Origin of the sequence: Halapricum desulfuricans (genome assembly GCF_017094465.1) — an archaeon.
Classification (GTDB): domain Archaea; phylum Halobacteriota; class Halobacteria; order Halobacteriales; family Haloarculaceae; genus Halapricum.
The window spans coordinates 2,572,030-2,594,200 of sequence record NZ_CP064791.1 but is presented as its reverse complement, the minus strand read 5'-3'; the positions used below and the strand labels follow the sequence as shown (position 1 = coordinate 2,594,200).

General features: G+C 66.0%; 21 protein-coding genes. 9 read left to right on the top strand and 12 right to left on the bottom strand.

Translation table 11 applies throughout. The features are described 5' to 3' along the window. Positions 1 to 80 precede the first annotated feature (80 nt). The 4 genes from HSEST_RS14555 to HSEST_RS13215 form a co-directional block, all read right to left on the bottom strand. Positions 81 to 206 (bottom strand): hypothetical protein, encoded by a 126-nt coding sequence (locus tag HSEST_RS14555; RefSeq protein WP_267491894.1) that lies wholly within the window; start codon positions 204 to 206, stop codon positions 81 to 83. Positions 207 to 257: 51 nt separating this feature from the next. After that, positions 258 to 722 (bottom strand): TIGR00725 family protein, encoded by a 465-nt coding sequence (locus tag HSEST_RS13225; RefSeq protein ID WP_229121429.1) that lies wholly within the window; start codon positions 720 to 722, stop codon positions 258 to 260. 83 nt (positions 723 to 805) lie between these two features. Then, on the bottom strand, positions 806 to 1,339 hold the full coding sequence (locus HSEST_RS13220) for an XTP/dITP diphosphatase (RefSeq protein ID WP_229121428.1): 534 nt from the start codon (positions 1,337 to 1,339) through the stop codon (positions 806 to 808). A gap of 58 nt (positions 1,340 to 1,397) precedes the next feature. Continuing rightward, positions 1,398 to 1,676, bottom strand: a complete 279-nt coding sequence (locus HSEST_RS13215) for a DUF5789 family protein (RefSeq protein WP_229121427.1) — start codon at positions 1,674 to 1,676, stop codon at positions 1,398 to 1,400. A 156-nt stretch (positions 1,677 to 1,832) separates the two neighbouring features. Here HSEST_RS13215 and HSEST_RS13210 point away from each other — a divergent pair, with 156 nt between their 5' ends. From HSEST_RS13210 to HSEST_RS13195, 4 genes are all read left to right on the top strand, one after another. Then, positions 1,833 to 2,654 (top strand): DUF7139 domain-containing protein, encoded by an 822-nt coding sequence (locus tag HSEST_RS13210; protein WP_229121426.1) that lies wholly within the window; start codon positions 1,833 to 1,835, stop codon positions 2,652 to 2,654. Positions 2,655 to 2,720: 66 nt separating this feature from the next. Beyond that, on the top strand, positions 2,721 to 3,233 hold the full coding sequence (locus HSEST_RS13205) for an SHOCT domain-containing protein (protein WP_229121425.1): 513 nt from the start codon (positions 2,721 to 2,723) through the stop codon (positions 3,231 to 3,233). A 72-nt stretch (positions 3,234 to 3,305) separates the two neighbouring features. Further along, a complete protein-coding gene (locus HSEST_RS13200) occupies positions 3,306 to 3,629 on the top strand; it encodes a transcription factor S (RefSeq protein ID WP_229121424.1) in 324 nt (107 codons plus the stop codon). 1 nt (position 3,630) lies between these two features. Continuing rightward, the gene (locus HSEST_RS13195) at positions 3,631 to 4,227 is read left to right on the top strand and encodes a hypothetical protein (RefSeq protein WP_229121423.1); all 597 of its coding nucleotides are present in this window, start codon (positions 3,631 to 3,633) and stop codon (positions 4,225 to 4,227) included. 43 nt (positions 4,228 to 4,270) lie between these two features. On the opposite strand, the gene HSEST_RS13190 is transcribed toward HSEST_RS13195, so the two are convergent. The 5 genes from HSEST_RS13190 to HSEST_RS13170 all read right to left on the bottom strand — a co-directional run bounded on the left by HSEST_RS13190 (position 4,271) and on the right by HSEST_RS13170 (position 9,817). Continuing rightward, complete coding sequence (locus HSEST_RS13190) at positions 4,271 to 4,999, bottom strand: methyltransferase domain-containing protein (RefSeq protein WP_229121422.1); 729 nt, start codon at positions 4,997 to 4,999, stop codon at positions 4,271 to 4,273. Between the two features lie 61 nt (positions 5,000 to 5,060). Continuing rightward, the gene (locus HSEST_RS13185) at positions 5,061 to 5,447 is read right to left on the bottom strand and encodes a nascent polypeptide-associated complex protein (protein WP_229121421.1); all 387 of its coding nucleotides are present in this window, start codon (positions 5,445 to 5,447) and stop codon (positions 5,061 to 5,063) included. A gap of 90 nt (positions 5,448 to 5,537) precedes the next feature. Then, positions 5,538 to 8,159 (bottom strand): DEAD/DEAH box helicase, encoded by a 2,622-nt coding sequence (locus tag HSEST_RS13180; protein WP_229121420.1) that lies wholly within the window; start codon positions 8,157 to 8,159, stop codon positions 5,538 to 5,540. A 90-nt stretch (positions 8,160 to 8,249) separates the two neighbouring features. Further along, positions 8,250 to 8,687 (bottom strand): universal stress protein, encoded by a 438-nt coding sequence (locus HSEST_RS13175; protein WP_229123007.1) that lies wholly within the window; start codon positions 8,685 to 8,687, stop codon positions 8,250 to 8,252. A 44-nt stretch (positions 8,688 to 8,731) separates the two neighbouring features. Continuing rightward, a complete protein-coding gene (locus HSEST_RS13170; protein ID WP_229121419.1) occupies positions 8,732 to 9,817 on the bottom strand; it encodes a sulfite exporter TauE/SafE family protein in 1,086 nt (361 codons plus the stop codon). Positions 9,818 to 10,307: 490 nt separating this feature from the next. Here HSEST_RS13170 and HSEST_RS13165 point away from each other — a divergent pair, with 490 nt between their 5' ends. The 3 genes from HSEST_RS13165 (at position 10,308) to HSEST_RS13155 (ending at position 12,975) form a co-directional block, all read left to right on the top strand. Further along, entirely contained in the window at positions 10,308 to 11,918 is a 1,611-nt protein-coding gene (locus HSEST_RS13165) for a tryptophan--tRNA ligase (RefSeq protein WP_267491893.1), read from the top strand. A gap of 250 nt (positions 11,919 to 12,168) precedes the next feature. Then, entirely contained in the window at positions 12,169 to 12,525 is a 357-nt protein-coding gene (locus HSEST_RS13160; RefSeq protein ID WP_229121418.1) for a hypothetical protein, read from the top strand. Between the two features lie 111 nt (positions 12,526 to 12,636). Continuing rightward, positions 12,637 to 12,975, top strand: coding sequence for a hypothetical protein (locus HSEST_RS13155; protein ID WP_229121417.1), 339 nt, complete (start codon positions 12,637 to 12,639; stop codon positions 12,973 to 12,975). 146 nt (positions 12,976 to 13,121) lie between these two features. On the opposite strand, the gene HSEST_RS13150 is transcribed toward HSEST_RS13155, so the two are convergent. Further along, positions 13,122 to 14,957 carry a rhomboid family intramembrane serine protease gene (locus HSEST_RS13150; protein WP_229121416.1) on the bottom strand — a complete coding sequence of 612 codons (1,836 nt, stop codon included), beginning with the start codon at positions 14,955 to 14,957 and terminating at the stop codon, positions 13,122 to 13,124. Between the two features lie 333 nt (positions 14,958 to 15,290). On the opposite strand from HSEST_RS13150, the gene HSEST_RS13145 reads away from it, so the two are divergent. Beyond that, entirely contained in the window at positions 15,291 to 16,799 is a 1,509-nt protein-coding gene (locus HSEST_RS13145; protein WP_229121415.1) for a phenylalanine--tRNA ligase subunit alpha, read from the top strand. Then, positions 16,799 to 18,529: a phenylalanine--tRNA ligase subunit beta gene (pheT, locus tag HSEST_RS13140; RefSeq protein WP_229121414.1), complete on the top strand. Its 1,731-nt coding sequence runs from the start codon at positions 16,799 to 16,801 to the stop codon at positions 18,527 to 18,529. Before HSEST_RS13145 ends, pheT begins: the two co-directional genes overlap by 1 nt. Positions 18,530 to 18,769: 240 nt before the next feature. Here pheT and HSEST_RS13135 read toward each other — a convergent pair whose 3' ends face one another. Next, positions 18,770 to 19,789 (bottom strand): LLM class flavin-dependent oxidoreductase, encoded by a 1,020-nt coding sequence (locus HSEST_RS13135; RefSeq protein ID WP_229121413.1) that lies wholly within the window; start codon positions 19,787 to 19,789, stop codon positions 18,770 to 18,772. Between the two features lie 36 nt (positions 19,790 to 19,825). Beyond that, complete coding sequence (locus HSEST_RS13130) at positions 19,826 to 22,165, bottom strand: heavy metal translocating P-type ATPase (protein ID WP_229121412.1); 2,340 nt, start codon at positions 22,163 to 22,165, stop codon at positions 19,826 to 19,828. Positions 22,166 to 22,171 lie beyond the last annotated feature (6 nt).

Sequence of the window (22,171 nt, the reverse complement as noted above, 5' to 3'; positions counted from 1 at the left end):
CCGGATCGGCAGGTAGCGGAGTTCCTCGCGGGCCTCGATACTGCGCGGGCAAGGCCGCGTCACCGGTGGCACTCGGCGAGTCAGTATCGCGCGGGCGAGAACACCTTGCGGTAGTAGCTTTTGACCCGATCGAGCAGCGAGGGATCCTCGTCATCCTCGCCGTCGCGCTCGTCGAGTGATACGGCTTCGTCTCGGTCGACGACCATACCGGATCTGGGCCCCCCAGCGCCAAGAAGCTACTGTCGCCCGCACTCGTCCTATCGCTCGGACTCGTACCGGTGCCCGGCCTCGCGTTCGACGTGCTCGATCGCCTTTTCGGGCGTCTCGACGGCTTCGACGCCCTCGATATCGTAGGTATCCAGGCCGGCCACCGCCAGCCCGCGGTCCAGCGCGAGGGCAATCTCCGAGAGCGTGCCGGTCGAGCCGTCGATCGCGATGGCTCCGTCGCTATTCAGGACGACCAGCGCGTTGCGGGCGTTGCCCAGCCCCGTGGCGACCGCGGTCTCGACGTATTCGTTGGCCGCGGCCCGGTCCTCGCCGGGGAGCACGCCGATCGTGTGACCGCCCGTCTCGATCGCACCGCGACAGACCCCCTCCATGACCCCGCCGAGTCCGCCACAGACGACCTCGTGGCCGCGCTTGCCCAGCAGTCGGCCGACGTCGCGGGCGAGATCGTAGTGCTGTTCGCCGACGCTGCTGCCGCCGATGACGCTGACGCGCATGTCCGACTCTGGGCGGCCACGAGAGAAAAAACCAGCCACGGAACGGTGAGCTACCCATCGACGACAGATGCTCGCTCCGATCGCTACCGGGTATCGTACCACTCGGCGAACGTCTCGAGCGCCCGGCCGCGATGGGAGACGGCGTTTTTCGCCTCGGGGTCCATCTCCGCGAAGGTCCGGCCGTCGTGTTCGAAGATCGGGTCGTAGCCGAACCCGCCGTCACCACGCGGCGCGACGATCTCGCCGGTCACCCGTCCCTCGAATGTTCGCACCTCGTCGGTTCCGTCACAGTACGCGACGACCGCCCGGAATGCGGCCCCGTGGTCGTCCTCGGGTTCGACCAGACGCCACACGCGCTCGATCCCGACGGTGCCCTCGACGTATGCCGAATACGGCCCCGGAAACCCGTCGAGCGCGTCCACGAACAGGCCGGAGTCGTCGACGAACACCGGTTCGCCGACCTCCCGGTAGGCCTCCCGAGCCCCGCGAGCGGCGATCGCCTCCAACTCGGGGCTCTGTATCTCGGTGTAGTCGAAGTCGAACTGCGATACGTCCGCGTCCAGCAGCGACTGGGCTTCCCTGACCTTCCCGGCGTTGCCCGTCACGAAGTGTAGCATGCCCGGACGGACGGCCCCGGGTGAGTTAGACGCGTCGTTCTCCGGTCGCCCGGTGCTGTCATTCGGTCGGGACGGGGCCGTGTCCGATCACGTCACGGACGGCCGATTCGAATGTCTGGCGTCGGTCGAAGTACGTCCGATCGATCTCATCGAGGACGTCGCCGAGTTCGCGCGGACCGTCCGGCGTTCGGATCACGGTGTCGCCCTCGCGACGCCGGACGTCGCTCTTCTCGATGCCCCACATCAGCCGCGCCGAGACCTGTGCGATCGGGACGCCCTCGAGATCTCGGCCCTCGCCGAGCTCGACCGCGGGTTCGTCCGCCTCGTCGTCGCTCATACCCCTCCGTTTCAGCCCGTGGCGATTAGAGCTTTCGGAGTCGGTATGCGACCCCGTCCCACGCAGCGGGACAGCTGTGGCGGTGCGACCGGGTGCGGCGCGCGTCTGCCGCGCGTCTGACGGGTAGTTTTGATGCTGGTTGGCGTACAGCCCCGCATGACCAGCCTCACGGAGGTGTACGAGGACCGGACGGCGGCCGTGGACTCCCAGCGGCTGTATTTCGGCGTAGCGCTGTTTGCCGTGGGGGCGGCGCTCGTCGTCGGCGGAATCCTCGTCGCGACGACGGGCCTGAGTGATCTCCTCGGACTCGACACCTTCGAGTCCCGCGAGATCGCGGGGATCCTCGCTGGGATTGGTGCTCCCGCCGCAATGCTCGGTGGTTTCACCGTCCTCCCGGCCGGCCGATCGACGCGTGCGACGGCAGTTATCGGCGCGAGCGTGGCCGTCTTCGGCGTCGCGCTGTTTACGGCTGCTTACCCCGAGCAGTGGCTCGGTGCGGCCGACCCCAGTCCCGGGTTGACCCTCGCGACGACGGTCGTCTACGTCGCCGGCCTCCTCACGACCGCCTGGTGTCTGTTCCTCGCGGTCGCGACCTTCGAGACGCGCAAGACGCCCGGCGGGACCGCCCGCATGGAAGTCACCGAGGAGGGCCGCATCCGCCTGATCGAGGAGTCGACGCCGCAGCAGGGACTCGGCGGCATCGGCTTTTTCGGATCGACGCCCGACGGCGAGGTCGAGACCCAGACCAACCGGGCGGACGCGACCCGGCCCGCCAGCGACGGTGCCGGCGCCACCACGGCGGACGACGGCGCGTTCCTGGATTCGGTCACTGTCCGCGGACGGCCTGACCAGTATTGTGGCAATTGCGAGCACTTCAGCTACGTCCGTACCGACGATGGCATCGCCCCCTATTGCGGACACGACGGCCGCTACATGGACGACATGGAGCCCTGTGAGCACTGGGACTCGAACGTCTGATATCCGCCGCCGTGACGTAGCGACCGGATCACAGACATTTTGCCGCCGCAGTCGTTACAGTCGTGTGTGAATAAGACAATTCAATCGGCTTCGACGGGACACGTCCGGTTTCTCGCCTTGCTCGTGCTCGTCGGCGGGATCGCCGCCGTCGCAGTGACGGGGGACGCCTACTGGGTGGTCGTCGCGGCTCTCGTCGGTGCCGGTGCGCTCTGGCTCTCCTCCGGTGACAGCGGTCTGTCGAGCGCTGACAGTGGCAGCGAAGACGACGCGATGGAGACGCTCAAACAGCAGTACGCGACCGGCGAAATCGACGAGTTGGAGTTCGAACGGCGGCTGGAAACGCTCATCGAGACCGAGTCGGCCGACGCCGGTTTCGACAGCGGCGGATCATCGGATACGACCCAGCCTGCGAGCACGGTACAGGCCGGCGAGACGACTGCGTCCGGAGGGCAGACCGAGACGGCAGACGAACGAGAGCAGGGATCCAGCGCAGATCCCCGCTCGCAGTCCCGACGGCGATCACCGGATCGTTCTCGCTGTGGCCCGCATAGCAAGAAATCCCACGGTCGTTGCCGTTGACATTTTCCCACTCGCGCGATATCGGTACCCGAAACACGGTACTTAAGTAGATAAGCGGCTAAACCCGTCGATATGGAATTTTGCGACGAATGCGGATCGATGATGAAAACTGAGGGTGACGTGTGGGTCTGCTCGAACTGCGGCGCGGAAAAGTCCCGTGACGAGGCGGCCGATCGACAGTCGGTCACGACCCAGGGCCAGGAAAAGAGCGAGGTCGTCGACACCTCGGAGGTCAGTTCCGAAGACATGCGGCCGACGACGGAGGCTCACTGTCCGGAGTGTGACAACGACCGCGCGTTCTGGGAGATGAAGCAGATCCGCGCGGCCGACGAGTCCGAAACCCGGTTTTTGACCTGCACCGAATGCGGGCACAAGTGGCGCGAGGACGATCACTGACGTGACTGTTCCCGAACCGACTCTCCCGGCCGAACGCCTCCGCGAGCAGGGCTGGGACCGCATCGAATCCGAGCAGCGCGTGCTCGCCCGCCTCCCGGTCGTCACTGTCCACGGCCACACCGTCGTCTACGGTGACGAACGGCTGCGCGAGCGCGTCGCCGACCTGTCCGAGTGTGATCGGCCCTGGCGGTTTTTCTTCGCGACGCGGCTCGGGCTCTCCCCGTCGCCGCCGGGGTCGATCCCGTCGATGGTCGCCCGGATCGTCCGCTCGCGCGTCCGAAACGGGTTCGCCGACCGGCTGCGCGACCGTGGATTTACCGATCTCGATCAGACTCGCCGTACCGAACTCCGGATCCGAACGGGCGAGCGCGCGAGCCTGACCGGCTACCGTGGCCGTGATCCGATCGCCTGTCGCGACGTGGCCGAGGAGCTACCGATCGAGGGCTGGGTCGGTGTCTGGAGTCACGACGGGACTTTCTACGTCGCCGGCGGTGCCTATCCTGTGGCTGATCTCGGCGACGTACTGGAGATCGAGCTGGAAACTGATCCCGACAGCTTCCGCTCGGAGTTGTTCGAATTGATCCGGACAGTTGGCTAATCCAGGCCGTCGAACCGTCCAGAACCGTGCGTTTTCCCGAGAGCTACGGCCGTCGCGCGAACGTCAGATAGCCGGTGTGGCCGACGCCGGCCGTCGATGGCCGCGATCCGCGATCGTCGAAGTCCATCTCCCGCTGGATCGTCTCCAGCGTCTCGATCTCCGTCAGTCCGACCTCGCGAGCGGCCGCGACGACGTCCCGGGTCGACTCGACGAACGGCGAGTACACCGCGAGAAAGCCACCCCGGACCAAAAGCGTCGGCGCACGCTCGACGACCGCCGCGGCGTCCTCCGTGTCGAGGGTCAGCACGTCGAAGCCCTCGCCCGCGAGCTCCTCCAGGTGGTCGGTCAGATCGCCCGTCCTGACGTCGACTTGACCGGCCACGTCGGCCATCGCCATATTCTCTCGGGCGACCTCGGCGAACTCGGCGTCGCGCTCGTAGGTCGTCACGTCGGCCCCAACTCGGCCGAGGTAGGCCGCCAACACGCCCGTTCCGGTGCCGGCATCAAGCACTCGGTCACCCGCGGCGACGCCAGTGTGCCCGATCACCAGCCCGATGTCGCGGGGCATCATCGGCGCGCCCGTGCGCTCGAAGTGCTCGAAGAGGTCGGGGCCGCGAAGCGTCTGCACCCGAAACGTCTCCCCGAGATGTGACTCGACGACGTCGCCAGCGGCGGGGTCGTCGGGCACCTCGATGATGCCGAGATCGGTCTCCAGGCGCTCGCCGGGCTCGACGAGGTACTCCCGGTCCTCTCTGACGAGCAGGACGGTCATTGCGACCGCTGTCCGTCCGTTCGGTATCGGTCGCTTCCGGCACGCGGGACAACTGTCGCGATCACTCTAGATCAGCGACCGCAGCCGCGAGGTCGCCGTCGTTGGCTTCCAGGGCCTCACGCGCCTCGTCTTCGCTGACGCCGCCACGCTGAGCGACGATCTCGACGTCCTGGGCGTCGAACGCGCCGCCAGCGTCGTCCGCGCTCGCCTCGTCGGCGCTGTCGCCGCCGTCCAGGGGCTGGGACTCGGGATCACCGACGACCTGGTAGGTCTTCTGGCCCTGGGCCTCCATGAGCTGGACCTCGGCGTCTGTGAAGACCAGCTTCTCCTCGCCGGTCCGAATGATCACTTCCTCGGCATCGATGTCCTCCATATCGATGCCCATCTGTTCCATCATCTGCTGCATTTTCCGTGGGTTCAGACCGCCGCCGCCGCCTCCTCCAAACATACCCCGAACTGTGCGTCCTGGGGTCAAAAGCCTACTGTCATCGGTCGGCAACGGTCGTATTGGGCCGAGATGATCGACCAAGCAGGCGATTCAGGGTGCGTACTCGCTGGCGACGACCTCGCGGATCCGCTCGGCGGTCACCTCGCCGACGCCTTCGGCCTCCTGCAGTGTCTCCTTGTCGGCAGTTAGCACGCTCTCGACACTGCCGAACGCCGAGAGCAGCGACTGGGCGGTCACCGGCCCGACGTCGGCGATCGAGGCGACGACGTACTCCTGCTGTTCGGCAAGCGTCTTGGCCGCCTTCTCGCCGTGCGCACTGACGGTCCGGTCGGATTCCTCCTGCTCGCGGGTGGCGAGCACCTCCAGCATCGCCGCGGTGTCGTCCTCGTCGTCGGTCCGGACGACGCTCGCACCGAAATCGACCGCGAGTGACGCCAGCGCCCCGCGGATCGCGTTCGGGTGGACGTTTCGCTCGCCGTACAGGCCCGACCCCTCGATGAGTACGACCGGGCGATCGTAATAGCGGGCGGCGTCTTTGACCTGCTCGAACAGCGACCGGTCGCCGCCGGTCAGGGTGTCCAGAAAGTCGCTGACTGTCTTGCGCTCGACGACGACCCGATCCGAGCAGACGTAGTCGCCCACCTCCAGGGTCTCCAGACGCGTCTCGATCCCCTCCCGCTTCGAGAGGTCCCGGGCGATCGTCGAATCCAGTTCCCGCTGGTCGACGACGACTTCGACGCTTTCCCCGTCGGTGTCGGCCCCGGCCTCCGCGACGGTGTCTTCCGGGTCGGCGTCGGTCTCGGGACTGCTCCCGCTGGGGCCCGGACTTTCGGTGTCCGTGCTCGCGCCGTCCCCGCTCTCGGTCGGGTCCGCGAAGGCGTCCAGTCCGGTCTGGCCCTCTCCCTCCGAGTCGTCGCCGCTGACCTGCTCGTCGCCACTGGACGCTTCGATATCAGGGGACGCGTCCCCGGAATCGCTGCTTGCGTGTTCGGCGTCCGACTCCTTACGGTCGTCCGCCCCGCTCGCGGCTCCACCGCTCGCGTGCCCGGAGGACTCCCTGCGGTCGTCCTCCACTCTCCCGGCTTCACCGATCGCGTTTTCAGCGGACTCCCTGCGGTCGTCCGCTCCCGTCTCGAACTCCGAAACGCTCGCCTGGGAGAGTTCGGCCTCGATCTCCCCCTGCATCGATTTCAGCGCCTCCAGTTCCTCGTACATCCGCTTTTCGTCCTGTCGGGCCTTCCAAAAGTACGCCTCGTCGCGGGTGTCCTCGGCGATGAGGACGACGACCCGCCCCTCGGTCTGGCGGCCGGTCCGGCCCTTGCGCTGGATCGAGCGGATCGCCGTCGGCACCGGCTCGTAGAACAGTACCAGATCCACCTCGGGGACATCCAGGCCCTCCTCGGCGACGGAGGTCGAGACCAGCACCTCGAACTCGCCGGCTCGGAACCGATCGAGAGTCTCCTGCTGTTCGGTCTGGGTCATCCCGTCGCTGCCGTCGGTGTCGCTCTGGCCGACGAACTTCTCGGTCTCGAAGTGCCCGGCGAGGAAGTCCGTCAGCGTCTCGGCGGTGTCGCGGGACTCGGTGAAGACGATGACCCGCTCGCCGTTCTCGATGCCCAGTGTCTCCGCGAGCAGCATCCGCGTCTGGCGGAACTTGGGGTGCAGATCCTCGAAGTCCTCGGCCTTGCGCATCGCATCCCGGATCTTGGGCTCGCTGACCAGTCGCTGGCTGGCCTTCGAGGAGCCCGAGGCCCGGGCGGCGTTGCGCTGGCGCTCGAAGTACCGCCGCAGGGACTCGACGCTCTGGGTCTCGGCGTAGGTGACTGCGGTCCGCAACTTCCGGACCTCCGCGAGCAGACTCATCCCCTGGTAGCCCTCGCTCTGGTCGTTGTTCATCAGCTCCTGGAGCTTACCCTGGATCTCGTGGATGTCCCGCTCGGACATGTCCGGCTGGGTCTTGTTCGTGACGCCGAGCTCTTTCAGCTCGGTCAACCGCTCTTTGATGACTTCCTGGATGGCGTCGCGGATCTCGATGACCGTCTCGGGCAACTCGACGCGCTTCCAGTCGACGTCGGTCCGGTGGGTGTACTCGGCGACGTCCGCATCCTCGTCGGTCATCACCGCGACCTCGCGGATCCCGAGGTTCTCACAGACCGTCAGGATCGACTCCTCGTCGTCGCCGGGCGAGGCGCTCATTCCGGTCGCCAGGGGCTGCTCGGCCTGTTCGTGGTAGCGCTCGGCGATATAGGTGTAGGCGTAATCGCCTGTCGCGCGATGACACTCGTCGAAGGTGACGTGGGTCACCTCGGACAGCGAGATGCGGTTGCCCACGAGGTCGTTCTCGACGACTTGCGGCGTCGCGATGACGACCTGCGCGTCCTCGAACAACTCCGCGCGGTCGTCGGGCCGGACCTCGCCGGTGAAGACGACGATCTCCTCGTCGGGGACTGTCAGGGCTTCCCGGTAGAATTCGGCGTGCTGGGAGACCAGCGGCTTGGTCGGGGCCAGCAACAGCGCCGTCCCGCCGACCTCCTGGAGGCGCTGGGCCGTCACCAGCAGCGAGACGGTCGTCTTGCCCAGTCCAGTCGGCAGACAGACCAGCGTGTGGTTGTCCATCGCCGTCTCGGCGAGTTCGAGCTGGTAGCGCCGCCGCTGGAGGACGTCTGCGTCGATCAGTGGTCGGTCGATCGTCTCGGCGTCGGTGGCCGCCATTCGTCCCCCGTTTCGGTATGCGCGAGGTTAAGCGTTCGGCGACCGCGGTGGAAGTGGAGCGAGACCGGGCGAAGTCGGGTCCGATCGCGGCTACGCGTCGCCGATCCGCACGGTCAGGACCGGGACCGGCGACTGGCGAACCACCCGTTCGGCGACGGAACCGATGAGGTAGTGGTCGATCCCCGTCCGACCGTGGGTCCCCATCACGATGACGTCGACGCCGGCTGTCTCGGCGTAGTCCAGAATAGCCGCGTGTGGGACGCCGGAGTCGACAGTGTGGTCGACGGACACGTCCTCGGGGAGCGCGGCGACGGTGTCTTCGACAGCCGCCTGGGATCGTTCCCGTTCGGCGTCCTCCCAGGCGTCGGCACCCAGTCCCATCGTCGGCCCTTCGAACCGGTTGCGCGTGTCGGCGATCGAAAGGACGTGCACTGTCGCGTCGTACTGTCGCGCGAGCGAACCGGCGTGTTCGGCAACTCTTTCCGCGCCGTCGCTCCCGTCGGTCGGGAGGAGGATGTCCTGATACATCACGCTTCGACGTTGGGTCTCCTGACGGTTGTCGTTTGGCCGGGTCACACGCCAGCACCCCCGGCCATCAGGAACAGCGCCGTCGAGATGACCGCAAACAGGACAGCGACCCCTTTCTGTATTGTCCCGGTGTCCAGTGCGTTTGAGACGTACGGGGCGATCTGTCCCCCGGTGACTGTCGCCGGGACGGTGAACACGACCATATTCCAGGGTGTCGACGCGAGCGTCAGGGAGTGCACACCCGGAAGGACACTTCCGGCGAACACGTGCACGAGCGAGGCGAGGATCGCCGTCGTTGCGACGATGATGTGGTTCGTCCCGATCGCGACCCGGGTCGGCACGCCCGTCCGGAGCTGGGAGATGATCCCGAGTTCCCCGCTGCCGAACCCGGCCAGGCCCTGGAAGGTTCCCCCGACGCTGTAGTTTGCGAACCGTTCGAGATAGCCCGACCAGGAGTACTGGTAGGTGTCGCCCTCACGGTCGACGCGGGTCACCTCGCCGTCGGCGGTCGTGTCGACGCCGGCGGGGCCGAGCTTGCCGTCGTCGTCCGGGAGATCCGACGGTGTGCCGCCGTCGGCCGTGACCTCCCGATTCTCCTCGGCCGGTTCCCCGTGGCCGATGTCGGCTTTGAGCATCAGATACCCGGCCGTCAGCAGCGCCGCCCCGAGCGCCGCGTGAAAGAGCGGCTCCGGGATGAAAAACGACAGGAGCGCACCGCCGATGACGAAGGGCACGCTCCCGGCGACGATCGTGAGTGCGAGCCGTCGATCGACCAGCCCGTACTGGATGAACGCGATAGACGAACTCGACAGCCCGAACGACTCGCTGATCAGTCCGACCTTCACGATCGTCTCCGGTTCGAGCGGGTACGCCAGCAGCGGGAACACGAAGATCAGGAACGGCACGAACAGCGCCGAACCGCTGATTCCGACCGTGTTCACGATCGTCGCTCCCAGCAGGAAGAAGGGGAACAACCACCAGTATTCGAGCCAGTAGCCGAGGCCGCCGCTCCCGCCGGTCGGGGCAGCGAGCACGACCAGCGCCACGAACAGCGCCGGTGCTGCGAAGACGAACACGTGCTGATACTTTAGAACTGACTTCTGGAGGCGTTGGGATCGGGTCGCGCTCATCGATATCAACAGAGCAAGGTCATCGACGTGCTGGTCACGCGATCGGCGGAGAAACGGATATCGTCGAAGGGCGTAGTGATCGATATCACGAGTACGCCCCCGTCGGCGACTCCGCACTCGTCTGTGCAGCGAGGCGAGGGTAGCTGTATCGGGCCATCGATTGATCGCCGGCTAACGAACAGCCGAACAAAAATCCTGTGAAGACCGCAAGACTGCGGCGGAAAACGGATCGTTTTTCGGGACATTTCGACCGTCGCGCGGGCCAATCGGTGACGCCGAACTGTCCCGGAACACATAAGTCCGGCTTGGCGCATCTACCGCATATGGTGTCCACTTCCACCGATCGTTGGCGCTGGCGCTGGCAGGCCCCGGAAGTGGACAGTCTCGCGGCCGCCACCCGGCGGGCCTAACCCGTCGGCGAGGCCGGCGACGCTCCCTCCGCTTTCTCGGTACGGTTGTTTCAAGAATACCCGACACGACACTGCTACCAATGACACGAGACACGGACGACGACCCACCCGACGAACCGACAGAAGAGACGCGTTCCGACGAGCAGCTACGGATGGACGGCGGCGCGGCGGCCGGCGCCGACGACGTCGCCCTGGACCCGTGGGGCTCGGCGACCGTCGACGACTACCGCAAGCTGTTCGATCAGTTCGGCATCGAGGAGTTCGAGGACGTTCTCCCCGAAATTCCCGATCCGCACTACCTGATGCGCCGGGGCGTCATCTTCGGTCACCGTGACTACCGACCGGTCGCCGAGGCGATGCGCAACGACGACCCCTTCGCCGCGCTCTCGGGGTTCATGCCGACTGGCGACCCACACATCGGCCACAAACTGGTCTTCGACGAGATCATCTGGCATCAACAGCAGGGCGGGGACGCCTACGGCCTGATCGCCGACCTGGAGGCCCACGCCGCCCGCGGGCTGACCTGGGCGGAAATCGACGAGCACGCCCGCGACTACGTCCTCTCGTTGCTCGCGCTCGGGTTCGATCCCGAAGCGGGCGAACTCTACCGCCAGTCGGACAACCGCGAGGTGCAGGACCTGGGCTTCGAGCTGGGTGCGAAGGCCAACTTCTCGGAGCTGGGGGCGATCTACGACTTCGACGGCGAGACCGACGTCTCCCATATGCAGAGCGTCGTCACGCAGATGGCCGACATCCTCTACCCGCAACTGGACGAACCCAAGCCGACGGTCATCCCGGTCGGCCCGGACCAGGACCCGCACATGCGTCTGGCCCGGGATCTGGCCGCCCGGATGCGCTACTTCAAGGTGACCGAGGCGTTCGCCAGTTTCGAGGCCGATCCCGAGGAGCGCGCGATCATCGCCGAGGCCTACGAGGCACTGAGCGAGCGCCACCCCGACGAGACGATCCGGTGTGCGGACGCCGCCCGCTATCTTGAGAACGGCCGCGACCCGGACGCGACCGATCCGAACGCCACGACCGCCGACTCGGCCATCATGATGCTCAAGGAGGCCGGCAAGGAACCGCTCCGCCCGCGGACGCGGTTCCTCGATCGCAACGCCACTGACGAGGCCTTCGACGCCCTCATCGAGGCAATCGACGGCGAGAAACGGGTCTTTGATGAGCACATCGACGCCTTCGAACTCTCGCGGCCGGCGGCCGAAGCACTTGCTCGCCAGGTCGAACTCGACCACGGCGGGTACGGCTTCCTCGCCCCGTCTTCCATCTACCACCGGTTTATGACCGGTCTCACCGGCGGGAAGATGTCCTCGTCGATCCCCGCGAGTCACATCTCCCTTTTGGACGATCCGGAAGACGGCTACGACAAGGTCAAAGCTGCGACGACCGGCGGCCGCGAAACGGCGGCGGAACAGCGCGAACTCGGCGGGCGAGCCGACGAGTGTCCCGTCTACGAACTGTACGCCTACCTGCTGGCCGGCGAGGACGACGAGTTCGCCGCCGACGTCTACGAGGAGTGTGTCGGCGGCGAACGGCTCTGTGGTGGCTGCAAGGAACAGGCCGCCGAACTCATGGCGGCGTTCCTCGAGGACCACCAGGAGAAGCGCGAGGAGTGGGCAGAGAAGCTAGACGAGCTGGACATCGACTTCGACGCCGACGACAAGCGCGTCTGACGGCGCTACTGGGGCTCGTCGAACGGATATCGGGTTGAATGGCACCCGTCCACTAGGTCCGATCGATCACTCGGTTGCGGCTGTCTGAATTGGCTGTCATATTCATAGATAACGTTCACTGGACACCAGCATTATTTATCTTCGAATACCTACTCGAATAGTGATGCCCTCTGACTACGTATCAGCTTCTCTCCGTGAACATCCCTCGTCTCGACGACGAGTTCTTGCGACTCTCGGAGCGGTGGCGTCCGTGGCAACTGCTGGCTGTGGTAGCGTTCTTCCAGGCAGTGACACCGGGAATAGCGACGGATCCAGCGAAGTGACGGTTGAGAACAGGACTACTTCAGAGGCAGAGATCGCAGTCCGCGTGATTGGGAGTGATGGTGAGACGCTTTTCAGCCGGATATTCGCACTCGGGGCCGGAAAGATGACCTCACATGGCGCGATTGAAACGACGCCCGCGAGAGTACACGCGTTCACCGCAACTGGCGTCTCCCATGCGTGGCGGTACGACCCCGAGTTGCCGGTTGAGTTCGACTGTGAACCAAAAGATATCGGACTCACGCTGTACCGAGATAATACGATCGAACCGTGGTACGACTGCTAGCTACAGACCGTCTCTCGATTGAACTGGCCGGTAGAACGGTATTGCGTATCGAGTGTTGTCGGTCGCCTTTCTGAGAAAAGATTGATACCCACATACGCTATTTTATTAGCTATGAGACAAGTCAATACGGGTGAGGCAGAGTCAAGTCCACCAGAAGACCGATGGTGGATCCCGATTGGCATACTCGTTGCACTCATTCCGATTATGATAGTTCTTGGGCTGGTTGCTTCCCCGGACCCCTTCTACGCGCTTTTTACTGCACCTGTCGCTTTGCTTGGCTTCGTTCTCACTTTTTTCTCCCCCATCTTCATCCATCTCGATAAACAGTATGTTGAGTCAGTTTCGACGTGGAACCCATCGGGTTGGTACTATTCTATAATATTCCCGCCACTTACGCTTCTATCAATCGTCTATATCTACCAGCGCCACAAATATGTGGGCGTACCGTGAGAGTCTACTGACAAGTAGACACCCTGTATCCATCACGAACTCACCCAACAATCCTCACACGAGCCCCTTGCTTCACTGTGTTCGACAAGAACCTCGGCGACTTCTCGATAGGTCTGTCGTCACGAACCGATCAGTCCCGCGAGCGGCTACTCGTACGTCTCCTTCTCGGCGACCGTGACCCGGCTTCCGTCCGACTCGACGACGAGTTTCGTCGTGTCGTCGCTCTCGTCGGTCAGCACGTCCAGTGACCCCAGCGAGGCCGTTTCGTTGCCTGCTGGGATCGGGACTGTCCCGACCCCCGAGTTGTCCTGGCTGACGCGCACGTCGAACGCCTCGTCGGTGGGAACGACCGCGATCCGGTAGCCGTCAATCCGAACGTCAGCTTCCACCCGTTCGGTCGTGAACGACCGGCTCGTCTCCCCGTCGACGGTTAGATCGACCGCGTACGCCGAGCCGTTGCCGATCACGTCCCACCCGCTACGTTCGGCGTGGACGGTCTCGCGCCAGCCGAGCCCGCCCACCTGCACGCTGGCTTCCCCGTCGAACGCGACGGCGTCCGTCCGCTCGGCGACCGTCCAGATGCTCCGGGCGTCGCTTGCGACGATCAGCCCGCTCTGTGTCTCGTCCGTGGCGTTTCCGACGTCGAGTGTCAGCAGTGTCTGTCCGGGGGTGACGTTCTCCTCGTAGGTGATGAGATAGTCGTCGACGGTAACCTCGTCCGTGTCCGTCACCGAGTCAGTATCGACGGCGATCGGACCGTAGAGCAGTCCCGGGAGCACCAGCAGGAGTCCGACCGTGCCGAGGCCGAGCAGCGCGACTCTCCGGTGTGTTGCCCACCGGCTGTCCCGTCCGAACGCGGCCGTCGGGATCGCCGGGGCCGCGAGTGCGACGACCGCGAGCGCGAGCAGCGCGACGAAGGGCACGAGACCGATCGCGTCCGGCACGAGACCCGACAGCGAGGCCCCCAGCGAGAGCGTGAGCGTCGCCAGGAGCAGCGCCAGCGGCAACGCCAGCACGGCCAGCCAGCCGATCGCGAGCGCGCGCGGGACCGACCGATCACTCCCGGCTACCGCGACCGTCACCAGCCCGGCCAGCCCGAAGACGACGATCACGCCGGCGGCGCGATAGAGGTAGTAGACGTCGTCGCCGGGCCAGACGAGCAACCACAGCGACAGCGCGAGCCCGAACCCGACGACGCCGAAAAACAGCGTCGAAGCCGACAGCCGCTGTCGGCGGACCCGGAGAAGCCCGACCGCCACCAGTGCGCCGACGACGAATCCGAGCATGTGCGCCTGAAACGCGATCGACGCCCACGACGGCGGCGACGGCCCGCCGGCCGAGACTGATCCGGTGACGACCGGGTTCACGAACGCCTGATACAGGACGCCCAGCGCGCTCGAACCGACGACCGCTCCGATGGCGGAACGGGGCTTCGTCACGACCGCAAAGCCCGCGATCGCGAAGACCGCACCCGAAAAGCCCAGCCCCGGTCCCATCGAGAAGACGCCAGTCAGGAGTGCAACGGCGAACATCGCGGCCGGCACGAGCGCGATCCGCACGCGGGGCTGGGACCACAAACGTCCGTCGCCGGCCAGCAACGAGTCCCGCTGTCGTCGCGCCGGCGGGTAGTGTCCCCAGGCGTACTCGGCGACGAGTCCGAACGCCAGCGTCCCCGTCATATTGCTGATGAGATGTCCCGGCGAGCCGTGCGCGAATCCAGAGGTAATCACACCCAGCGGATAGAAGTACGACCACGAGACGAACGGCAGCACCAGCGGGTCGTCCCAGTGGGCCAGTCCGCCCTGTGCAAGCACGTAAAACGCCACCACCAGCGCGACGGCGAGCAGCGTCCCCCAGGGGACACCGTAGACGAGCCGACCGTCTGTGAGTCTACGCCACCGCCGCCACCCGTCGTAGTAGAACACCCCTCCCACGGCGACGACCAGGGTCACCAGGAGGGCGATCGCAGCGAGCGAGACCATCAACTGTTCCGAGGGCGACAGATCGTATCAATGGTTCGGTCGATCCGCCTCCACAACGCTTATTGTGACTGTCTGGCAAGGGACGAGCGAGTATGACGGCCGAACCCGAAAGCAGGTGTCGCGTCCGCAAGCCGACCGTTTTCGGCGGGTTCGGATTTGTTTTCGCGCACTAGGGGCGGCGGACTGTGCGGCCGACGCGAACGCGTCCCCGCACGCGAAACCGCTCCGGTGTCGATCACCGCTGACGGCTGGCTCCCGACGGTCTCGGCGGGACAGCCGTGCAATCGTTATAAGAACCGTTAACTGGCGAACCCACGGTTACCCTACCAAGAAATGCAACTCCCGGAAACGCAGGTCGCGGTCCTCGAGGCCGCAAGCGCGGATGACCCACGGACAGTCGAATCGATCGCCGAGCAACTTGATCGCAAGCCAGCGGCCGTCACCCGGGCGGCGTTCGAACTCGAAGACGAGGGGCTGGTCGCGGTACACGAATCGACCGAGGAGTCGGTCTCGCTGACCGAAGAAGCCGAGACGTACCTCGAAGACGGACTCCCCGAGGTCCGGCTGTACGAGGGGGCGCTCGACGCCGGTGGGGACGGCGACTCGGTCCAGATGGGACAGGTCATCGGCGCATCGGGCCTGGACGGCGATGCCGTCGACATCGCGCTGTCGAATTTCGCCCGGAAGGGCTACGGCGAGATCGACAGCGGCGAGATCACGCCGACACCCGATGCCGACCCCGACAGCGACGCGGAGGCCGTCGCGCTCGAGTCGATCGCCGACGGCGATAGCGCGTCCGTCTCGGGGGGAACGCTCGACCAGCTCGAACGCCGGGATCTGATCGAGCGTTCCGAACGGACCGTCCGGTCGGTCCAGCTCACTGACGCGGGCGTCACCGAGCTGATGGCCGGCGTCGAGACCGCCCAGGAGGTCGACCGACTCACCGCCGAGCTGTTGACTAGCGGCGAGTGGCGCGACGTGGAGTTCAGCGAGTACAACGTCGCGGCCGATGCCCCTGATATCGACGGCGGTCGCTCCCACCCGCTGCGGTCGATGGCCGAGCGCGTCAAGGACGTGCTGGTCGGGATGGGATTCGAGGAGATGCACGGCCCACATGCCGACGCGGAGTTCTGGATCAACGACTGCCTGTTCATGCCCCAGGACCACCCCGCGCGGACACACTGGGATCAGTTCGCCCTGGACGTGCCGCCAATGGGAGAGCTTCCCGACGACGTCCGCGAGCGCGTCGAAAGCGCTCACCGAGAGGGCGTCGGCGAGGACGGCCAGGGCTATCACTCCCCGTGGGGCGAGGAGATGGCCCGCCAGATCGACCTGCGCGGCCACACGACCTCGCTGTCGGCCCGGTATCTCTCCGGACTCGCCGAGGGCGATCTCGAACCGCCCCAGCGGTACTTCTCTATCGAGAAAGCCTACCGCAACGACGAGATCGACTCGACGCACCTGCTCGAGTTCTTCCAGATCGAGGGCTGGGTCATGGCCGAGGACCTGTCGGTGCGTGACCTGATGGGCACGTTCACGGAGTTCTACGAGCAGTTCGGGATCACCGACCTGCGGTTCAAGCCGACCTACAACCCCTACACGGAACCGAGCTTCGAGCTGTTCGGCGAACATCCCGTCACGGGCGAGGTCGTCGAGATCGGCAACTCCGGGATCTTCCGCCCGGAGATGCTCGAACCGCTCGGCATCGAGCACGACGTGATGGCCTGGGGACTGGCACTGGAGCGGCTGATGATGCTGGTGACCGGCGCCGAAGACATCCGCGACGTCCACGGGACGCTCGTGGATCTGGACTACCTGCGAACCGAGGAGGTGCGTTACTGATGCCCACTGTCGACATCGACACCGACGAACTGCGCGAGTTGACCGGCCACGAGGACAAAAGCGACGAGCAACTCAGAGACGACCTGTTCGAACTTGGCCTGGAGTACGAGGGCGAAACGGAGGACGGGGAGTTGCGCTTCGAGTTCGAGCCCGACCGGCTGGACCGGCTCTCCGTGGAGGGTGTGGCGCGCTCGCTGCGCTATCACTACGGCGACAGCCGCGGCGTCCACGTCCCGGGCACCAACGACGCCGAGTGGACGATCGAGGTCGAGGACGTGCCCGAAGAGCGCCCCTACGTGACGGGCGCGGTCGTCCGCGGGCTCGATTTCAGCGAGGCCGCTTTCGACTCGCTGATCCAACTGCAGGAGAAACTCCACGCGACGATGGGGCGCAAGCGCGCGAAGGGGGCGATCGGCGTCCACGATCTGACGATGCTCAAAGGGGAAGCGGGGACCGACGACTCCGAAAAGTCCATCCGCTATACCGGCGTTGACCCCGATGACGCCCGGTTTGTTCCCCTCGAGAGCAACGATGCGATGACTCCGGCCGAGGTCATCGAGGATCACCACATCGGCAAGGAGTACGGCCACCTTGTCGAAGATATGGACCGCGTGCCGGCGATCTACGATTCGATCGGTCTGTTCTCGTTCCCGCCGGTGATCAACGGCAGTCGGACGGAGGTGACGACCGACTCGCGGGACCTGTTTATCGAGATGACCGGCACCGACCAGTGGACGATCGATCGCATGCTGAACATCGTCTGCTACGCGCTTGCGGCCCGCGGCGGGACCATCGAGGACGTCCGCGTCGAGTACGAGACCGCACCCGAGGAGTATCCGCCCGAACTGGTCCGGCCGGACTTTTCGGTGACAGAGAAGGCCGTCGCCCACGACGAGATCGAGACGACGCTGGGGATCGACCTCGGCGAAGAGGCGGTACTCGACCTGCTTGAGCGGTCGGGGCTGGACGGCCACCCGACAGAGACCGAGGACGGCAACGCGGCCTACGACGTCGAGATTCCGCCCTATCGCGTGGACGTGCACCATCCCGTCGACGTGATCGACGACATCGGGCGGGCCTACGGCTTCAACGAGCTGGAACCCCGCTATCCCGACGTGGGGACGATCGGCGGCCGCCACGAGCGGTCGCGACTGGAGCGTGCCGTGCGCGAGACGCTGGTCGGGCTGGGATTCCAGGATCTGCTGAACTTCCATATGACTGACGAGGCCGAGGTTTCCACTCGAATGAATCTCGGTGACGCTGAAGCCGTGCTGGGCGCGGCCGAGCCCGTAGAGATCAAAAACCCCTACAGCGAGGATTACACTGTCACTCGATCGTGGCTGCTCCCCTCGATTATGCAGGTCCTGGAGAACAACACCCACCGGAGCTATCCCCAGGATCTGGCCGAGGTCGGCTGGGTCGCCCACCGTGACGACGAACAGAACACTCGTGTCGCCGAATCGAGGCACGTCGCGGCCGCACTCGCGCGTCACGAGGTCTCCTTCGAGGACAGCAAGGCCCGGCTACAGGCGCTGGTCGAGGCCTTTGATGCCGAACTGGAGACGCCGCCGACCGAGCACCCCACTTTTATCTCGGGTCGAGCCGCCGAGGTCGTCGTCGATGGTGACGCTGTCGGCGTGATCGGTGAACTCCACCCGAAAGTGCTGGTCGAACACGATCTGGAACTGCCAGTCGTGGCCTTTGAATTCGATATCGAAGCGTTACGGTAGGACCGCGTCGAACGAAGTGAGACGCGGCTTTTTGGTCCAGCTTTTTCGAGGAGTGGTTCGCGAGCGTTGCGAGGGCACCCGACGAGAAAAAGGTGGTTGTAGTTTGATATCGAAGCGTTACGGTAGGAGCCCGCCCACTCTGATAGCAACCGACCCGAACGGAGTGAGGGTCGGCCTTTTTGGTCCAGCTTTTTGCGCGAGTGGTTCGCGGAGCGAACCCGAGCGGAAAAAGGTGGTTGTTCAGAGCCCGACGCCTTCGGCGAGCAGTTCGTGTGAGCGAAGCGCGTCCGCGTGGTCGCTCACGACGTGCTGGATCATCACTTCGTCGACGCCGACCCGGTCAGCGAGCTGTTCGAGCAGCCCGGATAGCGTCTCCGGGCTCCCGGAGATGGCCCGCGGCCACTCCCCCTCTTCGAGCGTCGCAGGCGTCGGATCCGGGACGCCGCCGAGTTCGTCGATCGCCGTCTCGACCGACGGCGTGGTCCCGACGACGCCGCGCTGCATCCGCTGGAACGACGCCTCGGCCACGGCTCGGAGCCGCGCCGCCCCTTCGTCAGTCTCGGCGGCGATCGCGTTCACGGCGAGCATCCCCTGCGGCCGGTCGACGCCCCCGCCCAGTTCCGACGGCCGGAACTGCTCGCGGTACGTCGTGAAGGCGCGCTCGCCGAATCCCGGGCGGATAAAGGCCGCGAAGCAGTACGGCAGGCCGAGCTTTCCAGCTATCTCCGCACTCGAGGGGCTCGATCCGAGCACCCACGGCACCGGCTCGTCCGCGCCCGATCGGGGAACCTCCAGGTCGCCGTAGGCGTGGCCGTCCGGATAGTCGTCGTAGAGATGATTGACGACGGCCTCGACCTTCTCGGTGTGGTCCTCGTCCGGGTTCTGGACGCGCCGCTGGGTCCCGAGCGCGCGGTCGACGGCCGGCGAGCCGTTCGCCCGTCCCAGTCCGGCGTCGATGCGTCCCGGTGCGAGCGCGTCCAGCGCGCCGAACTGCTCGGCGACCTTGAAGGGGCTGTAGTGGTTGAGCAGTACCGCCCCCGAGCCGAGCCGGATCGACTCGGTCTCGGCGGCGAGATGGCCGAGCAGCACTTCCGGGGTCGTACCCGCGAGCGTGTCGGCCATGCCGTGGTGCTCGGCCACCCAGAATCGGGAGTAGCCGAGGCGTTCGGCCTGCTGTGCGGCTTCGACGGTCTGTCGGTACGCGTCGGTCGCGGTCCCGTCCTCGGGGACCGGAGAGAGGTCGACGACGGAGAGATCCATGTCCGCGTTCGGGGAGTCCCGGAGAAAACGGTTCGGCTACCGGTCAGGCGTGATCCGCGAGAGCCGCATCGCGTTGCCGGTCACGCCGAGACTCATTCCCATGTCACCGACGACGACGGCCGCGGCGACGCTGACCAGACCCAGGGGCACGCCCAGCGCCAGCAGTGCCTTCACACTGAGACTGGTCCAGATGTTCTGTCGGATGACGCCGTTGGCCGAGTGCGACAGCGAGTACAGGTACGGGAGCTTCCCGATGTCGTCGCCCATCAGCGCGATGTCGGCCGTCTCCAGCGCCGTGTCCGTTCCCGCCGCGCCCATCGCGATCCCGACGTCGGCGGTCGCCAGCGCGGGCGCGTCGTTGATGCCGTCGCCGACCATCGCCACCTCGCCGTATTCGGCCTGCAGGCCCTCGACGGCGCCGACTTTCTCGTCGGGCAGCAGTTCCGCGCGGTAGTCGTCGACGCCGACCTGCTCAGCGATTGCCTGTGCGGTCCCCTCGTTGTCGCCGGTCAGCATGACGACGTTCTCGACGCCGAGCTCGTGGAGCCGGTCGACGGCTCGCCGGGCGTCCGGGCGCACTTCGTCGGCGATCGCGATCGCGCCCAGCAGTTCCGTCTCCGTACCGACGAGTACGACAGTCTTGCCCTCCCGCTGCAGGGCGGCGATCGTCCCCGCGTCGAAGGCGTCGTCGGATTCGTCCGCAGCCGCGGCCACGGAACCGCCGTCGGTGACGCGGCGGTCGCCCAGATCGAAGCCGAGATCCTCGAACAGCGCGGGTTTGCCGGCGTAGTAGGTTTCGTCGCCGATGTCGGCACGGACGCCCCGCCCGGTCAGACTCTCGAAGCCCGAGAACTCCGGGGGATCAGTCAGTCCGTGTTCCTCGGCGCGGTCGCGGATCGCTTCCGAGATCGGGTGTTCGCTCCGACGCTCCAGTCCGGCTGCGTACCGTAGCAGCGCCGACTCGTCCGTGTCGCCGATCGGGACGACGTCGGTGACCGCCAGTTCGCCCCGGGTGAGCGTCCCGGTCTTGTCCAGCGCGACGGCGTCGATATCGCCCATCGCTTCGAGGTGGTTGCCCCCCTTGACGAGGACGCCGTTCTTCGCGGCGCTGGTGATCCCCGAGACGACCGAGACGGGCGTCGAGATGACGAACGCACACGGGCAGGCGATCACGAGTAGCGTGAGCCCGCGGACGAACCACGTCCCCCAGTCGCCGGCGAAGGTGAACGCGTACCCCCCGACGCTGACCGAGAACGGATCGGCGATCAAAAGCGGCGGAAGTACAGCCGTCAGGATCGCCAGCACGACCACGACCGGCGTGTAATAGCCCGCGAAGCGGTCGACGAACTGCTCCTTCTCGGTCTGTTTCTGCTGGGCTCCCTGGACCATTTCGATGATGCGAGCGAGCGTGGAGTCGCCCGCCGTCGAGGTGACCTCGACCTCCAGGTAGCCCTCGGCGTTGATCGAACCCGCGTAGACCGCTTCGTCGACGGTCTTGTCGACGGGCACGCTCTCGCCGGTGATCGGCGACTCGTCGACGGCGCTCTCGCCCTCGATCACGGTGCCGTCCAGCGGGATCTTCTCCCCGGGCCGGACGATCACGGTCTCGCCGACCTCGACGCCCTCGGCGGGGACGGTCACCTCCTCGCCATCTCTGCGAACCGTCGCCTCGTCGGGGGACAGTTCCATCAGCTCGCGCAGGGAATCCCGCGCCCGATCCATCGCGTAGTCCTCCAGCAGTTCGGCGACGCTGAACAGGACCGCCAGCGTGGCGGCCTCGACGAAGTAGCCGATGGCTGCCGCGGCAATGATGGCAAAGCCCATCAGCAGGTCGATGTCCAGACTTAGATTCTTCGCCGAGTAGTAGCCGCCCCGCACCACCGGCACGCCGGCGGCGACGACCGCTCCGAGAAAGAGCACGTCCGACAGCGCCAGCGGCTGTTCCAGGACGGTCGCGACGGCGGGGTTCCCGGCGAGGACGAACTCGAAAGCGAGGCCGAGAGTGAGAAAGACCGCACCGATCCAGGTCTTGATCGCCCGCGAACTCGTCCAGACCTCCGAGGGGGGCGCGACGTCGACCCCGTCGCTCGTCCCGCTGCTGTCAGCGTCACCGCCCGCTCCGTCGACGACCTCATAGCCGGCGTTCTCGATCGCCGCGACCACGTCGGCCTCGCTGGTGCGGTCGGGGTCGTAGGCGACCTCGACGCGGCCGGTCGTCGGCTGGAGCGTGGCGTCGACGACGCCGTCGACGCGCGTCAGGCTCTTGTCGACTTTCTTCGCGCACGACGGACAATCCATCTCGGGAACGGCGAGCTCGGCGGTCACCCTCCGATTTTCGTCGGAAGCGCGTTCCGGCGGTCCTTCGTCGTCAGTCATCACTCC

What these genes read in the sequence shown, in the direction of transcription:
- HSEST_RS14555 (WP_267491894.1), bottom strand. Translation starts at nt 206, where the DNA reads ATGGTCGTCGACCGAGACGAAGCCGTATCACTCGACGAGCGCGACGGC.
- HSEST_RS13225 (WP_229121429.1), bottom strand. Translation starts at nt 722, where the DNA reads ATGCGCGTCAGCGTCATCGGCGGCAGCAGCGTCGGCGAACAGCACTAC.
- HSEST_RS13220 (WP_229121428.1), bottom strand. Translation starts at nt 1,339, where the DNA reads ATGCTACACTTCGTGACGGGCAACGCCGGGAAGGTCAGGGAAGCCCAG.
- HSEST_RS13215 (WP_229121427.1), bottom strand. Translation starts at nt 1,676, where the DNA reads ATGAGCGACGACGAGGCGGACGAACCCGCGGTCGAGCTCGGCGAGGGC.
- HSEST_RS13210 (WP_229121426.1), top strand. Translation starts at nt 1,833, where the DNA reads ATGACCAGCCTCACGGAGGTGTACGAGGACCGGACGGCGGCCGTGGAC.
- HSEST_RS13200 (WP_229121424.1), top strand. Translation starts at nt 3,306, where the DNA reads ATGGAATTTTGCGACGAATGCGGATCGATGATGAAAACTGAGGGTGAC.
- HSEST_RS13190 (WP_229121422.1), bottom strand. Translation starts at nt 4,999, where the DNA reads ATGACCGTCCTGCTCGTCAGAGAGGACCGGGAGTACCTCGTCGAGCCC.
- HSEST_RS13185 (WP_229121421.1), bottom strand. Translation starts at nt 5,447, where the DNA reads ATGTTTGGAGGAGGCGGCGGCGGCGGTCTGAACCCACGGAAAATGCAG.
- HSEST_RS13180 (WP_229121420.1), bottom strand. Translation starts at nt 8,159, where the DNA reads ATGGCGGCCACCGACGCCGAGACGATCGACCGACCACTGATCGACGCA.
- HSEST_RS13175 (WP_229123007.1), bottom strand. Translation starts at nt 8,687, where the DNA reads ATGTATCAGGACATCCTCCTCCCGACCGACGGGAGCGACGGCGCGGAA.
- HSEST_RS13170 (WP_229121419.1), bottom strand. Translation starts at nt 9,817, where the DNA reads ATGAGCGCGACCCGATCCCAACGCCTCCAGAAGTCAGTTCTAAAGTAT.
- HSEST_RS13165 (WP_267491893.1), top strand. Translation starts at nt 10,308, where the DNA reads ATGACACGAGACACGGACGACGACCCACCCGACGAACCGACAGAAGAG.
- HSEST_RS13155 (WP_229121417.1), top strand. Translation starts at nt 12,637, where the DNA reads ATGAGACAAGTCAATACGGGTGAGGCAGAGTCAAGTCCACCAGAAGAC.
- HSEST_RS13150 (WP_229121416.1), bottom strand. Translation starts at nt 14,957, where the DNA reads ATGGTCTCGCTCGCTGCGATCGCCCTCCTGGTGACCCTGGTCGTCGCC.
- HSEST_RS13145 (WP_229121415.1), top strand. Translation starts at nt 15,291, where the DNA reads ATGCAACTCCCGGAAACGCAGGTCGCGGTCCTCGAGGCCGCAAGCGCG.
- pheT (WP_229121414.1), top strand. Translation starts at nt 16,799, where the DNA reads ATGCCCACTGTCGACATCGACACCGACGAACTGCGCGAGTTGACCGGC.
- HSEST_RS13135 (WP_229121413.1), bottom strand. Translation starts at nt 19,789, where the DNA reads ATGGATCTCTCCGTCGTCGACCTCTCTCCGGTCCCCGAGGACGGGACC.
- HSEST_RS13130 (WP_229121412.1), bottom strand. Translation starts at nt 22,165, where the DNA reads ATGACTGACGACGAAGGACCGCCGGAACGCGCTTCCGACGAAAATCGG.